This window comes from Pedobacter sp., assembly GCF_046462515.1.
Lineage (GTDB): Bacteria > Bacteroidota > Bacteroidia > Sphingobacteriales > Sphingobacteriaceae > Pedobacter.
Window position 1 is genome coordinate 91,174 of record NZ_JBKGVD010000011.1, and the last position, 12,829, is coordinate 104,002.

The following is a 12,829-nucleotide window of genomic DNA, read 5'->3' on the forward strand; positions in this document are numbered from 1 at the left end:
TGAGCTTGTCGAAGGATAGACCTAGGACAAGCTTAATAAAATTAAACTATGACTATAAATCACAATTACTTCGTCTATATTTTAGAATGTACCGATGGAAGTTATTATGTAGGCGTAACAAATGATTTAGAAGTTAGAGTTGAGCAACATAATAGTGGTTATTACCCTAAAGCATATACTTTTAATAGACGCCCGGTGGTTCTGAGATATTATCAGCGATTTACATTAATAGAATAAGCAATTGAATTTGAAAAACAATTAAAAGGCTGGAGTAGAAAAAAGAAAGAGGCGCTTTTTAATGAAAATTGGGATGAAATAAAAAGATTATCCAACCTTAAAAAGAAATAATAACTTTGTGCAATTAGTCTTCGACAGGCTCAGACTGACACCAAAAAGTGATATATGTCATCCTGAAGTTATTGAAGAATAAATTAAATGAATTAATATTGTTAGTCCGAGCTTGTCAAAGGCTATGCTCATGTTGACAAAACCAAATAAAAACATTTTATAAATGAAATTATTAGAAGGAAAAACCGCCTTGATTACAGGTGCATCTAAAGGAATAGGAAGAAGAATTGCTGAAAAATTTGCCGAGCAAGGTGCAAACGTAGCTTTTACTTACTTATCATCAGTAGAAAAAGGACAGGCATTAGAACAGGAATTGCAAAGCTTTGGCACAAAAGTAAAAGGCTACCGTTCTGATGCATCTAAATTTGCAGAAGCAGAACAATTGATCAATGCTATTGTAGCGGACTTTGGCACAATAGACATCGTTGTGAACAATGCAGGCATTACCAAAGATGGTTTGTTGATGCGTATGACGGAGGAAAACTGGGATGAAGTGATCAATGTAAACTTGAAATCGGTTTTCAATGTAACTAAGGCAGCTTCAAAAATTATGATGAAAAACCGCAAAGGTACTTTCATCAATATGAGTTCTGTGGTAGGCGTACAAGGCAATGCCGGACAAGCCAATTATGCAGCTTCAAAAGCTGGTATCATTGGATTTACCAAATCTGTAGCTAAAGAATTAGGTTCACGTAACATTCGTGCAAACGTAGTAGCTCCAGGGTTTATCCGTACCGAGATGACAGATGTTTTAGATCCTAAAGTAGTTGAAGGATGGGAAGCAGGCATTCCATTAAAACGTGCTGGCGAAACTGATGATGTAGCTAATGTTTGTGTGTTTTTGGCGTCAGATATGAGCGCTTACGTTACCGGACAAACTTTGTCGGTTTGCGGAGGTATGCTTTAAACCCTTAACCGGAACCGACCAGATATACAGGCGGAAATCATAAAGATTTCCGCTTTTTTTATGCATTGTTAATGCAAAAATATTTAGGTTTGTTTAGCTAAATTTAAAAAATAGTTTAACTTTGGATAAAGCTTACTAATTGTACTTTTTACACTAAGTTGATTATTCAAAAAAATCTTTCATATGAGTTTAATTATTGATGTTCATGCAAGGCAAATTCTCGATTCGAGAGGCAATCCAACAATCGAAGTTGAAGTAATGACCGAAAATGGATTCATGGGGCGTGCAGCCGTACCATCTGGTGCAAGTACCGGTCAGTACGAAGCTGTAGAGTTACGTGATGGCGATAAAAGCACTTACCTGGGTAAAGGCGTGTTAAAAGCCGTAGAAAATGTAAATACAAAAATTGCCCAAGCTTTGCAGGGTGTTGATGTTTTTGAGCAAAACCTGATTGATCAATTGATGATTGATTTAGATGGAACGGAGAATAAAGGCAATTTAGGGGCAAATGCTATTCTGGGTGTTTCTTTAGCTGTTGCAAAAGCAGCGGCAAAAGAAAGTAGGCAACCTCTGTACCGTTACATTGGTGGAGTAAATGCCAACACTTTACCTATCCCGATGATGAACATCATTAATGGAGGTTCTCATTCAGATGCACCTATCGCTTTTCAGGAGTTTATGATCATGCCAGTTGGGGCTGCTTCTTTTTCTGAGGCCTTACGGTGGGGCACAGAAGTTTTCCATAACCTGAAAGCTATTTTGCATGAAAGAGGTTTATCTACTGCCGTAGGCGATGAAGGTGGTTTTGCACCAACTTTTGAAGGTACCGAAGATGCGATTGAAACGGTGTTAAAAGCTATAGAAAAAGCTGGATATAAACCAGGATCAGATATTTGTTTGGCTTTAGATTGTGCATCATCTGAGTTTTACAAAGATGGTAAATACGATTATACCAAGTTTGAGGGCGATAAAGGTGCGGTTCGTGGTAGTGCAGAGCAAGCGGCATATCTTGCGCAACTAACAGAAAAATATCCAATTATTTCCATTGAAGATGGAATGGATGAAAACGACTGGGAGGGCTGGAAATTGTTGACCGAGAAGATTGGAAAGCATGTACAACTGGTAGGAGATGACTTATTTGTAACAAATGTTAAGCGTTTACAAAAAGGAATTGATACACATACTGCAAATTCTATTCTTGTAAAAGTAAACCAGATAGGATCATTAACAGAAACCATTAATGCGGTTAGTTTGGCGCAAACCAATGGCTATACCTCAGTAATGAGCCACCGTTCAGGAGAAACAGAAGACACAACTATTGCAGATTTAGCTGTGGCGTTAAACTGTGGACAGATAAAAACAGGTTCTGCATCGCGTAGCGACAGGATTGCAAAATACAACCAATTACTTCGTATTGAAGAGGAATTGGGGAGTGCGGCAAAGTTTATTGGTAAAAACTTTAAATATGCCAAAAAATAAAAGTTAATATGTTGAAAAACAGATTTGCAAAACGTTCGGAGAAATAAAATCTTCGAACGTTTTTTATTTATATCTTTGTTTTTAATGAGAAAGCTTTTAGATCTTTTTAAAAATAAGTATTTCATAGCTGTGGTAGCTTTTACTGTGTGGATGTTGTTTTTTGATAAAAACGATGTGATTTCACAATATGAATACAGCACACAGCTAAACAAACTTAAGCAGGAAAAAGACTTTTATACTAAAGAAACTGATCAGGTAAAAAAAGATCTGAAAGAATTAGACAGCAATCTAACAACAGCTGAAAAATTTGCCCGCGAAAAATATTTCATGAAAAAAGACAATGAAGATGTTTTTGTGGTTGTAAAAGCTGAAGGAAAAAAATAAGCGATAGGAAAAGCCTGCTTAATATCACAATAGGCATATGTTTAAGAATAACATGAAACAGCTTTTTATTTTAGTAACTGTATCTCTGTTAGGATTCTCTATTTGCCAGGCACAGGAATTGCCTAATCTCAAGGCCGTAAAGCTAAATAAAAATGCAAATTATAAAACTGCCGAACCCATAGCTTTAAAAGTAAGCAATTATCTTTTTGCCACTTCTATAGACAGGAGAAATCGGCAACGCATTGAAGCCGGTAACTTTTTGATTCGCTGGATGAATGGTACTCCTGATTACACTTTTTATGTTGAAGATAGGGAGATGAACCTTTTTGGCTTCGATTCTGATGTACTTTTAATGTATATGGCCGCGCTTACTAAATTTATGCTTGAACACCCGCAGATAAAGCATAAAGATGAGCAGGCTCTTGGGGCAGTCAATATTGTATTGCCTTATCTGAATAAAGAAAGTGATAAAAAAAGGTGGCCTAACCTGCTTTGGCAGTTAAATGATGCTTACCAGCAAAATAAAACTGCTGAATTTCTGAAACAGATAGAACGATAACATCAGTACCTAAATTTAGGTAGTGCTAATTTATACCTCACTACAATTACGCGTAAACTGAAAATAAAAGCAATTACGATAAACCTTGCCAAATTGTTTTCTACATTAAAATAAAGGAGTGCAAAATAAAGCGCCCCACCAATGATACAGGCCGTTGCATAAATTTCTTTCCTGAAAATAAGTGGAATAGTGTTCAATAAAGTATCGCGTATAACTCCTCCAAAACAGCCTGTAATGGTGCCTAAAGCTACACACATACCCGGGCTCAGGCCAAAAAGTACTCCTTTTTCTACACCTACCATCGTGAACAAACCTAATCCCAACGAGTCGAACAGGAAAAGCGTTACCTTAAATTTTTTAATATGCGTTTTAAAAAATATGGTGGCAATTGAAGTGAATAAGATCAGCAGGCAGTAATTTACATTACGCATCCAGGCTACGGGGGTATCTCCCAGAAGCATATCGCGTACGGTACCGCCGCCAATAGAAGTTACAAAAGCAATAATGAGTACACCAAAAGGATCTAATCGCTTTTGCATAGCCGCAAACGTACCCGAAATAGCGAAGGCTATGGTACCTAAAGTTTCAATGGCATAAGTAGTTGTAATTTCCATTAAATTTCCCCGTTACGTTTACGCAAAAACCATTCGGCACTTAGTAAAAGTAATATCAATATAAAAAGCCACTTTAAACTGATCAGTTCTTCAAATTTTCTGTCTTCGTAACTTATGGTTTTTACTTTTTCACTTTTTTCTATTTCATCAGTAATCTTAAGTAGGTTATCTGGCAGATACATTTTTCCACCAGTCTGCGCAGAAATCAGATTCAATAACTGGTGGTTTGCTGTAGTTTGCTGATATTCAATAATGGTTTCGTTAATGTAAATTAATCCTTTCGCTTCAAATTTCTTCTCACCTAACGCCGTAGAGGCGTTGTAACTATAAGTTCCTTGAGGTAGCATACCTGCATCCAAACGGTAGGCATTATTCGTTTTCGAGAAAGTATAATTAAATGTTTTTCCTTCTACATTTTTTAAGACCACGTTTACCTCAGGCATATTTATCGGCTCGTAAGCATCGTTATATAAAGTAGCGTTGAGAATAATATGCTCATTTTCTTCGAAAGTATTTTTGGCTGGATAAACCTTAAATTTCCGCTTATCATCTTTAACGGATAAATACTGTAAGGTTTTATTGATCAGCTCATTAACAAAAGGATAGTTTTTTTCACTTTTAGCTTCTTCTAATTTCCATTTCCAGATCCCTTCGGCCAATAAAAAGCTTAGCTTTTGATTATTATCGCTCATAAAGAACCATAGCGGACTTTCTGTATTAACTCTACCTGTACGCTGGTTTAAAACTGCATAATTTGCTCCGTTAATACGAAAATTACCAGCAGGACTAATCAGCGGATCATATTGCTGCAATTGTTTAACATCAGGCAGTTCAACAGTAAATAACGTAAAATTGTTTGTGAGATAACCAAAGACTTCTTGCGTATTATTGGAAGACCTTACAAATTGTACACCTTTTTGCACCTGATTTAATGCATTGACGTTACTTTGTGCCCCTAAAATAAACCAACAGGATAATTTACTTTGCTGTAGCTTATTGAGAAAAGCAGTGTTGCTTAATGTTGTGCCCGGAAGCTGATGCAAAATTACAACATTATATTTGCTGAGATCTAGGTTATCCAGTTCATCAGCTAAAACCACATCTACTTCATAGTGTTTATTTTGTGTTGCAGCCTGTTTGATCACGGCAAGGTCCGGATGCGGCGAAGCTGCGGCAAGAAGAATTTTCTGTCGCCCATCTATAACTTCTATAAAGATAGTTTGTCTATTATTACGGGTAGTGATCTCATTTCTAAGTGGAGCAATGCCAATGGTATATTTATGCATACCAATCTTACTTGCTTTTAATTTCAAGGTAATATCTTTTACAAAAGCTGATGAATTGATGCTAAGCGGCACTTCTTTTATTTTGTTTCCATCTTCTAAAATGGTAAGCCTGGTTTCTTCGCCCTTACTGTCTGTAGCCTGTACCTGTATATCTAAGGTAAAATCGTTATCGAGATATACCAGATTATTGTAGTTTATGTTGGCTACCAGCGCATCTTTTTTAGGAAGTGTATCGCCGAGTGCTATGGTATAAACCGGGCTTTTGATTTTGTTGAGCTCATAGGCAGGATTTCCACCGCGGTTAAAAATACCATCAGTAGCCAGTATGATAGCACCTACATTGCGATTGAGTAATTCGTCATTAATCTGAGTAATAAGGGCGTTTGCATTGGTGGTTTTATCTTTTCCAGAAAAATCTAAACCCTGCCTTACACTATCGCCGAAACTGTAAGTTCTTACTTCGAATTTTTCGCTTAATTTTTTACTTAACTGCCGTAAATCATCCTGGTATTTTCTTGCATTAAAAGAAGGGGCTTCAACCTGAGCTACCGAAAGTGAATTATCTTGCGCAATCACAATCAGTGGTTTTTCCAACGTATGAGATACTTTTTTAATTAAAGGTGAGAATAACAGGAAAGCAGTTAAGCTTACAGCCAAAGTTCTGGCTATGGTCAGGGCTATTTTAAGACGGCGGTTAAGTTCACGGTTATTATAATACATTAACCATGCATACAAAATGCCTAAAATCAGGCATCCTAAAATTGCTAAAACTGTACCTGCCGTAAAAAAAATATTCATAGCCCTTAGCGTAAAGATGCTAATTTTAAACTAAATTGCCTACCGGTAAGCCCACTAAAAAGATGAAAAAAGTTATTGTTTTCCTTTATATTTTAATATTGGCTATGAAAGTTGATGCCCAGAACAGTTTTAAAACCTATCAAACAGGTTTTGACCGTGTAAAGACTGCTTATGAGATGAAATGGGATCTATTGAAAAATGAGTTGAAACAGTTCAAAGCAACTAACCCTTTCCAGCTATTAATGATTGCCTATAAACAAGAGAACAAACTGGAATTGTGGCTCAGACCAAGAGATGAAAACCAGTACAGACTGTTTAAAACCTATGATTTTTGCAAATTTTCAGGCACTTTAGGTCCAAAGGTAATGGAAGGCGACCTGCAAACACCCGAAGGTTTTTATACGATTAATGTATTTAATCCTTTAAGTAGCTTTCATCTTTCCTTGGGAGTTGATTATCCCAACCAAGTTGACCTTGCCCGTACAGGAAAAGACCGCAGCCCTGGAGGAGATATTTATATTCATGGCGCATGCGAAACCGTAGGTTGCATACCATTAACAGATGATAAAATAAGAGAAGTATATGTGTTGGCAGTAGAAGCCAAAAATGCCGGTCAGGAAAATATTCCGGTTTATATTTTTCCCTTTAAAATGGAAGATGGTAATATGCAGAAGTATGCCAAAAGCTTTCCACAAAATCTGATATTTTGGCAAAATCTTAAAAAAGGTTACGATTATTTTAATCAACATAAACGTTTGCCACAAATAAGCCAGCAAAACGGACAGTATTCAATTAAATAGTTAGCCGTTCTCCTGTTTCAATTTTTTAGCTTCTATCCAATAAAAAAGCTCGTTGATAAAATTAGCGGCTCGTTTATGTGTTCCTTCTTTATCGGCAGGCTCTCCCTGATCGTTATAGTTGCTGCTTACATTAGGCACAGGAAACATGGCCGGTATGGTCAATGCTCCAATTTTCCATAACTGGAACTGTAGAGATGTAAGTGCTTGCGCTCCACCGAATCCGCCCGCTGATACTGTAGAAATAGCAATGGGTTTACGTCGCCATTCATCATAATACAGGTCAATCACGTTTTTTAAGCTAGCGGGAAATCCGCCGTTGTATTCGGGTGAAACGATAATCAGTCCATCTGCTTGTTTTATCCGTTCAGATAGTTCGATTACTTGTTCAGGAGGATTTTCTAAAAACCTTAAACGTTCTTCAAAAACAGGAAAATGATAATCTTTCAAGTCGGCTATAGAAGCTTGTACCTGGTACTTTTCTTTTAAAAAATTCTGAAAAAATAATGCAACGTTGTGGCTCTGGCGACCTTTACGTACGCTGGCAGATATGATCAGGATGTGTTTGCTTTCCATATTTTATGTTATTGTAATTTAACGCCTTTAAATTACAATAACATATGGAATAATACACAAGTTTTACTCCCACTTAAATGTTTTTACCGCTACGGCATAAATCGCCACGCCCCATACCAACATAATTAAAATCTGGTGTTTTACATCCCACAATCCCGCACCTTCAAAAGCAATTTTACGCATGGCATCATTTAAATAGGTTAATGGCAAGGCTTTACTAATGGGTTGCAGCCAGTTAGGAAAAGCACTGATTGAAAAAAACGTGCCTGATAACAAAAACTGAGGTAGTGTAATAATATTTGAAATAGGAGGTATAGTACTTTCATTTTTGGCAAGCCCTGATACCACAAAACCAAAACCCATAAAAACAATGAGCCCTAGCAAGGCCATAATGAGCATATTGATAACTGTGACCGCTCCGTTTATTAAGGTAAACTTAAATAAGAAATGACCTATCAAAATGATGAACAAAGCACCTAATAGGGCGAAACCTATACGGGCAATGCCTTCACCAAAAACAATACTCGAACGCCTTACAGGAGTGGCAAAAAAACGTTTGATTACCAAGTTCTGGCGTAAACTAAAAAATACGAAGGCTGTACCAAAAACCCCAGTACTCAATAAAGAAAAGCCTAATTGTCCGGGTAAAATAAAATCAATAGTACGGTATGCTCTGCCTGTAACCGTACTGGCCCTGATTTCGGTAACGGCAGGTACTTGATTTATCATGTTTAAACGGTAAGTAAGCTCATTTAATACCGATTTTAAAATATTTCCTTTATCTAAAGAGGCAGATGTATAAGTTACATTGGTAAAATAGGCAGGTAAGCCCGAGGGATTTTTCTGTACATTAATTACGGCATCGTAATTGCCCTTTTGCAGGCTGCTGTTGATGTTCTGCTCGGTATCATTAGTGGCTAACCTGATCATCGGTATTTTTTGTAAAGCTGCAATGATTGGGTTTTGCATGTCAGATTTAGGATCTACGGCCACATCTATTTTAGTGCCACCATTGCCTAAAAAGCCAAAAACCAGAATAAAAATCAAAGGAAAAGCTAAGGTAAATACCACGGCCGAAGGGCTGCGGGTTATAGAACGAAAACTGGCTTTAGCCAATGCTAAGGTTGCTTTGGTATGGTTGTATTTTTGTTGCATTCTTTTTAGTCTTTTGATTTTTAAGGATTAATTATCACGCCATGCACGGCCGGTTAAGTTGATAAAAACATCTTCCAGATTAGCTTTCTTCACTTCTTTTTTGCGTTCAAACCCACTGGCAACCAGATTGTCTATTAAATTATCAGGTGTATCTAAAGCAATGATCTCACCCGCTTCTACAAAAGCTACCCTGTCGCAGAGCTGTTCTGCTTCATCCATGTAGTGCGTAGTAATTACAACGGTAGTGCCATTGTTGCGTATCTCAATAATAAGATCCCATAAATTACGACGGGCCTGCGGATCTAATCCTGTAGTAGGCTCATCTAAAAAAATAACCTTTGGCGAATTGATTAAGGTAGTGGCAATAGAAAATCGTTGTTTCTGTCCGCCTGAGAGTTCTTTGTATTTGGCTTTGGCCTTATCTTGTAAGTTTACCTTGGCCAGCATTTCTGCCGGATCAATATTGACGTTATACAGGCCAGCAAAAAGTTCTAAAAGTTCAGTAAGATTAAGATTAGGATAATAGCCTGCGGCTTGTAGCTGTACGCCTATAACGCGTTTTATGGCACTGGCATCTTTGTCAACATCCATATTGTCAACTAAGATTTCTCCTGAAGTTTTTTCCCGTAAAGTCTCAATGATTTCGAGCGTGGTGGTTTTGCCTGCACCATTGGGACCTAATAAGCCAAAGATCTCATGCTCATAAACTTCAAAACTGATACCTTTTACAGCCTCAAAAGCATCATAGTTTTTAACCAGATTTTTTACGCTAATTATAGCACGGTTATTTTTCATACCTGTAAAAGTAAGAAGCTTTGCATGAAAAGAAAATGAATTTTTAAGTTAATGTCCTTAAAAATCCAGCCAAATGCAGAAAATAACCGGTGAATAACACCGGTTAAATAAAATTGATGAAATAATAACCATTTATTGGGATGAAGGATAGGTTATCCCAATTGCCATTTTTTGACAATTTCTGCATTAAAACCTTCTTTTTCCTTTGGATTGGGTAAGCCTTTACCTGTGGTAATCAATTTAAACAAACTATTGTTGATATAATTACTCCAGGCTTCATTGCAGATTTCATAACAGGCTTCAGCAGGTGTAAGTCCTTCATGCGTGAAAACCACTTTTGTCCGTTCGCCTTCTTTATCAATATTAAAAATAAGTTTAGTGTTTACCCATTCGGTTTTATCATCAATAAAGTTGAATTGGTTATCCAATACAAGGTAAACCAATTTTTGATCGGGTATCATTTCAACAAGTTTCAGTTTACATAGATGAACATCTTTGTAATGGTAGAAAAATGTTTCATTGAGCTGATCTGTGTTTCCTTCTATGTCTTCAGACCACCAAGCTCTAAAGTTTTTGATGGCGTTAAAAACAGTGCTTGTACCCTGATTTACCAGAAAGCTTGCTGTGTAATTCTTGTTTTCCATGATTCCTATTTATTTAAACCGGATTTCCCGAACCTGTTTCACATAATAGCCTTAAACTGTACAAAAATTTTGCCCAATTGAAATTGCAATCGGCAAAAAAATCTGTGGCCGCTTGCCAATCCGTATGAGAAAAACGTACAATGGTTTTTTCATTTTTCTCTTCCAGATCAAATGAAATGTGCGTGTTCATCCATTCCTCATTAGCGTTGATACATAACCATTCAACTTTTTTATTGGGAACAAGCTGAATGATTTTCATTTCTGTAAGGCTGTTGCCGAAAGTAAAGGTATTGATAAAGTTTAATTCAGGTTTGGCTGTGGTTTGTTTAGCCCACCAACCAGACAAACCTTTTTGCGTAGTAATAGCCTCATATACCTTTTCTACAGGGGCATTTATGGATAATTTGTGGAGAATAGCTGTCATATCTCAGTTATTTAACAATGGATTAAAATATTTACTTAACAAAGATGCTGTCTAAAAACAAATTTGTAGATGTGTAAATAAGACTTTATGACGGGTTGATTTGGACTACATATCTTTTTATTTTTGTGAAAAAAGAACAATGAAACGTATTACCATAGTAGTGCCAAATGGCGAAGGAAATAATTTAAGTAGCATTGTAGGTGCGTATAAGTTGTTTATGCGAGCTAATACCTATTGGAAAAGTACAGGCAAAGAAGAACTGTATAAAATTGAAGTAGCAGGCATTTCGCAGCAGGTAGATTACTATGAAGGTTTATTTGCCGTAAAACCACATGTAAATATCTCAGCAATTGAGAAAACTAACCTCATTATTATCCCTTCATTAAACCATGATTATGATCAGGCTTTAGCGCAAAATAATGTACTTGTAGGCTGGATTAAAGATCAGTATAAAAATGGGGCAGAAATAGCCAGTATATGCACAGGTGCATTTTTATTGGCTTCATCGGGCTTACTGGATTATAAAAGTTGCTCTACGCATTGGGCTGCTGCAGATCATTTCAGGAAGATGTTTCCTCTGGTAAATTTACAAACAGATCATTTGATTACCGATGAAAATGGTATCTACACTAACGGAGGAGCATATTCTTTTCTAAACCTGATTATTTATTTAATAGAGAAATATTACGATAGATCAACTGCTGTTTTCTGTGCTAAGGTTTTTCAAATTGAAATGGACAGGAATTGCCAATCTGAATTTGCCATTTTTACGGGACAGAAACTACATGGCGATGAAATGGTGGAACGGGCGCAATTGCATATCGAAACACATTTGCAGGAAAGAATCTCTGTTGAAGCATTATCATCAGCCTTTGCGGTTAGTAGGCGTAACTTTGACAGGAGATTTATCAAAGCAACAGGTAATACACCTCTTGAATATGCGCAAAGGGTAAAAATTGAAGCCGCTAAAAAGGCTTTTGAAACCAATCGCAAAACGGTGCATGAAGTAATGTACGATGTGGGTTATACAGATGCGAAAGCTTTTAGAGAGGTATTTAGAAAGAATACAGGAATGTCGCCTTTGGAATATAGGGAGAAATACAACCGTTCTAAATTGACTGACCGGGTTTGACCATTTAATTATCTGAAATTGTTTTTGTATCTGTAGAGTCTGATTACGAATAGAAGAAGTATAATGACCATACCAGTTGGAAAGATGAGTATGGCTAAAAAACCAAGATTGCCAAACAGGTTTAAAAAATAAAGCATGAACGTAAAATAAAGCACAAAAAATGGAATGAGAACAGTGTTCAGATACATCTTTTTTATTCTTGAGGGGTAAACCAATAGGTAAATGATACTTAAGATAAAAGGCAATGCAGATAACAAGTAAAAGAATTCCGGTGTGTAAGGCTGATTGTGAAAGAATATAAATAAAGATAAGATTGACATTGAAATGCCCAGCGATACAATGGCTTGTTTAAAGAGTATTTTTTGCATGGACTATTTGATTTTTGAACCTGTTTTACCAATATAAAATTTACGTTTACCTAATTCTACGGCCGCTTTTCCCGCCACAAAATCAAATACATAATCATATTTGCAGGGGATAATAATCTTGCCTGCTTTGTTGATAAAACCATACTTATTCTGTAATACCACTGCGGCCAGGCCTTCATGAAATTCGCCGGCCATCTCATATTGATAGGGGATTACATTTTTACCGGCTTTATTGATAAAGCCCCACTTACCGTTAAGCTCTACTGATGCAAAACCCTGCGAGAAATTGCCTGCACTACCAAACCGGTATGGAATGACCAATTTGCCAGTGGGATCTATGTAACCACATTGATTGTCCAGTTCTACAGCAGCCAACCCTTCAGAAAATTTGTAAGCAATATCGTACTGTGCTTGTATTACTGTATCACCCTTACTGTTCTTATAGCCGTATTTGCGGTTAGCTCCTTTAAAAGATTGCAGGTTTTGCGCCTGTACATTTAGAAAGAGACTACAGCAAAAAGAGAAGAGAAGAATTGTTTTCATGTACATATATTTTATCGATC

The 12,829-nt window shown here is 36.8% G+C and carries 15 protein-coding genes; 7 read left to right on the top strand and 8 right to left on the bottom strand.

Annotated features, from left to right (window positions below; genetic code table 11):
- Positions 1 to 48 precede the first annotated feature (48 nt).
- The 5 genes from ACLHG9_RS15760 (at position 49) to ACLHG9_RS15780 (ending at position 3,677) form a co-directional block, all read left to right on the top strand.
- Complete coding sequence (locus ACLHG9_RS15760) at positions 49 to 237, top strand: GIY-YIG nuclease family protein (RefSeq protein WP_410222461.1); 189 nt, start codon at positions 49 to 51, stop codon at positions 235 to 237.
- Positions 238 to 511: 274 nt separating this feature from the next.
- Entirely contained in the window at positions 512 to 1,255 is a 744-nt protein-coding gene (fabG, locus tag ACLHG9_RS15765; protein ID WP_410222462.1) for a 3-oxoacyl-[acyl-carrier-protein] reductase, read from the top strand.
- A 183-nt stretch (positions 1,256 to 1,438) separates the two neighbouring features.
- Positions 1,439 to 2,734, top strand: coding sequence for a phosphopyruvate hydratase (gene eno / locus ACLHG9_RS15770; RefSeq protein ID WP_410222463.1), 1,296 nt, complete (start codon positions 1,439 to 1,441; stop codon positions 2,732 to 2,734).
- 84 nt (positions 2,735 to 2,818) lie between these two features.
- Positions 2,819 to 3,118, top strand: coding sequence for an FtsB family cell division protein (locus ACLHG9_RS15775; RefSeq protein ID WP_410222464.1), 300 nt, complete (start codon positions 2,819 to 2,821; stop codon positions 3,116 to 3,118).
- Positions 3,119 to 3,155: 37 nt separating this feature from the next.
- Entirely contained in the window at positions 3,156 to 3,677 is a 522-nt protein-coding gene (locus ACLHG9_RS15780) for a hypothetical protein (RefSeq protein WP_410222465.1), read from the top strand.
- A 2-nt stretch (positions 3,678 to 3,679) separates the two neighbouring features.
- Here the strand turns inward: ACLHG9_RS15780 and ACLHG9_RS15785 are convergent, their stop codons facing one another.
- Positions 3,680 to 4,291: a trimeric intracellular cation channel family protein gene (locus tag ACLHG9_RS15785; RefSeq protein ID WP_410222466.1), complete on the bottom strand. Its 612-nt coding sequence runs from the start codon at positions 4,289 to 4,291 to the stop codon at positions 3,680 to 3,682.
- On the bottom strand, positions 4,291 to 6,375 hold the full coding sequence (locus tag ACLHG9_RS15790) for a hypothetical protein (RefSeq protein WP_410222467.1): 2,085 nt from the start codon (positions 6,373 to 6,375) through the stop codon (positions 4,291 to 4,293). The genes ACLHG9_RS15785 and ACLHG9_RS15790 overlap by 1 nt, the downstream gene beginning before the upstream one ends.
- Positions 6,376 to 6,437: 62 nt before the next feature.
- On the opposite strand from ACLHG9_RS15790, the gene ACLHG9_RS15795 reads away from it, so the two are divergent.
- The gene (locus tag ACLHG9_RS15795; protein WP_410222468.1) at positions 6,438 to 7,175 is read left to right on the top strand and encodes a murein L,D-transpeptidase family protein; all 738 of its coding nucleotides are present in this window, start codon (positions 6,438 to 6,440) and stop codon (positions 7,173 to 7,175) included.
- On the opposite strand, the gene ACLHG9_RS15800 is transcribed toward ACLHG9_RS15795, so the two are convergent.
- The 5 genes from ACLHG9_RS15800 to ACLHG9_RS15820 all read right to left on the bottom strand — a co-directional run bounded on the left by ACLHG9_RS15800 (position 7,176) and on the right by ACLHG9_RS15820 (position 10,766).
- Positions 7,176 to 7,748 (bottom strand): NADPH-dependent FMN reductase, encoded by a 573-nt coding sequence (locus ACLHG9_RS15800; RefSeq protein ID WP_410222469.1) that lies wholly within the window; start codon positions 7,746 to 7,748, stop codon positions 7,176 to 7,178.
- A gap of 63 nt (positions 7,749 to 7,811) precedes the next feature.
- On the bottom strand, positions 7,812 to 8,903 hold the full coding sequence (locus ACLHG9_RS15805; RefSeq protein ID WP_410222470.1) for an ABC transporter permease: 1,092 nt from the start codon (positions 8,901 to 8,903) through the stop codon (positions 7,812 to 7,814).
- A 27-nt stretch (positions 8,904 to 8,930) separates the two neighbouring features.
- Positions 8,931 to 9,698, bottom strand: coding sequence for an ABC transporter ATP-binding protein (locus ACLHG9_RS15810; RefSeq protein WP_410222471.1), 768 nt, complete (start codon positions 9,696 to 9,698; stop codon positions 8,931 to 8,933).
- A 152-nt stretch (positions 9,699 to 9,850) separates the two neighbouring features.
- Positions 9,851 to 10,342, bottom strand: coding sequence for an SRPBCC domain-containing protein (locus ACLHG9_RS15815; protein WP_410222472.1), 492 nt, complete (start codon positions 10,340 to 10,342; stop codon positions 9,851 to 9,853).
- Positions 10,343 to 10,355: 13 nt separating this feature from the next.
- Positions 10,356 to 10,766 carry an SRPBCC family protein gene (locus ACLHG9_RS15820; protein ID WP_410222473.1) on the bottom strand — a complete coding sequence of 137 codons (411 nt, stop codon included), beginning with the start codon at positions 10,764 to 10,766 and terminating at the stop codon, positions 10,356 to 10,358.
- A gap of 139 nt (positions 10,767 to 10,905) precedes the next feature.
- Between ACLHG9_RS15820 and ACLHG9_RS15825 the strand changes: the two genes are divergently transcribed.
- The gene (locus ACLHG9_RS15825) at positions 10,906 to 11,898 is read left to right on the top strand and encodes a GlxA family transcriptional regulator (RefSeq protein WP_410222474.1); all 993 of its coding nucleotides are present in this window, start codon (positions 10,906 to 10,908) and stop codon (positions 11,896 to 11,898) included.
- Positions 11,899 to 12,269: 371 nt separating this feature from the next.
- On the opposite strand, the gene ACLHG9_RS15830 is transcribed toward ACLHG9_RS15825, so the two are convergent.
- Positions 12,270 to 12,809 (bottom strand): WG repeat-containing protein, encoded by a 540-nt coding sequence (locus ACLHG9_RS15830; protein ID WP_410222475.1) that lies wholly within the window; start codon positions 12,807 to 12,809, stop codon positions 12,270 to 12,272.
- Positions 12,810 to 12,829: the final 20 nt, after the last annotated feature.

Excerpts from the sequence above, each read along its gene's own strand:
- ACLHG9_RS15760 (WP_410222461.1), top strand. The coding sequence starts at position 49 with ATGACTATAAATCACAATTACTTCGTCTATATTTTAGAATGTACCGAT.
- fabG (WP_410222462.1), top strand. The coding sequence starts at position 512 with ATGAAATTATTAGAAGGAAAAACCGCCTTGATTACAGGTGCATCTAAA.
- eno (WP_410222463.1), top strand. The coding sequence starts at position 1,439 with ATGAGTTTAATTATTGATGTTCATGCAAGGCAAATTCTCGATTCGAGA.
- ACLHG9_RS15775 (WP_410222464.1), top strand. The coding sequence starts at position 2,819 with ATGAGAAAGCTTTTAGATCTTTTTAAAAATAAGTATTTCATAGCTGTG.
- ACLHG9_RS15780 (WP_410222465.1), top strand. The coding sequence starts at position 3,156 with ATGTTTAAGAATAACATGAAACAGCTTTTTATTTTAGTAACTGTATCT.
- ACLHG9_RS15785 (WP_410222466.1), bottom strand. The coding sequence starts at position 4,291 with ATGGAAATTACAACTACTTATGCCATTGAAACTTTAGGTACCATAGCC.
- ACLHG9_RS15790 (WP_410222467.1), bottom strand. The coding sequence starts at position 6,375 with ATGAATATTTTTTTTACGGCAGGTACAGTTTTAGCAATTTTAGGATGC.
- ACLHG9_RS15795 (WP_410222468.1), top strand. The coding sequence starts at position 6,438 with ATGAAAAAAGTTATTGTTTTCCTTTATATTTTAATATTGGCTATGAAA.
- ACLHG9_RS15800 (WP_410222469.1), bottom strand. The coding sequence starts at position 7,748 with ATGGAAAGCAAACACATCCTGATCATATCTGCCAGCGTACGTAAAGGT.
- ACLHG9_RS15805 (WP_410222470.1), bottom strand. The coding sequence starts at position 8,903 with ATGCAACAAAAATACAACCATACCAAAGCAACCTTAGCATTGGCTAAA.
- ACLHG9_RS15810 (WP_410222471.1), bottom strand. The coding sequence starts at position 9,698 with ATGAAAAATAACCGTGCTATAATTAGCGTAAAAAATCTGGTTAAAAAC.
- ACLHG9_RS15815 (WP_410222472.1), bottom strand. The coding sequence starts at position 10,342 with ATGGAAAACAAGAATTACACAGCAAGCTTTCTGGTAAATCAGGGTACA.
- ACLHG9_RS15820 (WP_410222473.1), bottom strand. The coding sequence starts at position 10,766 with ATGACAGCTATTCTCCACAAATTATCCATAAATGCCCCTGTAGAAAAG.
- ACLHG9_RS15825 (WP_410222474.1), top strand. The coding sequence starts at position 10,906 with ATGAAACGTATTACCATAGTAGTGCCAAATGGCGAAGGAAATAATTTA.
- ACLHG9_RS15830 (WP_410222475.1), bottom strand. The coding sequence starts at position 12,809 with ATGAAAACAATTCTTCTCTTCTCTTTTTGCTGTAGTCTCTTTCTAAAT.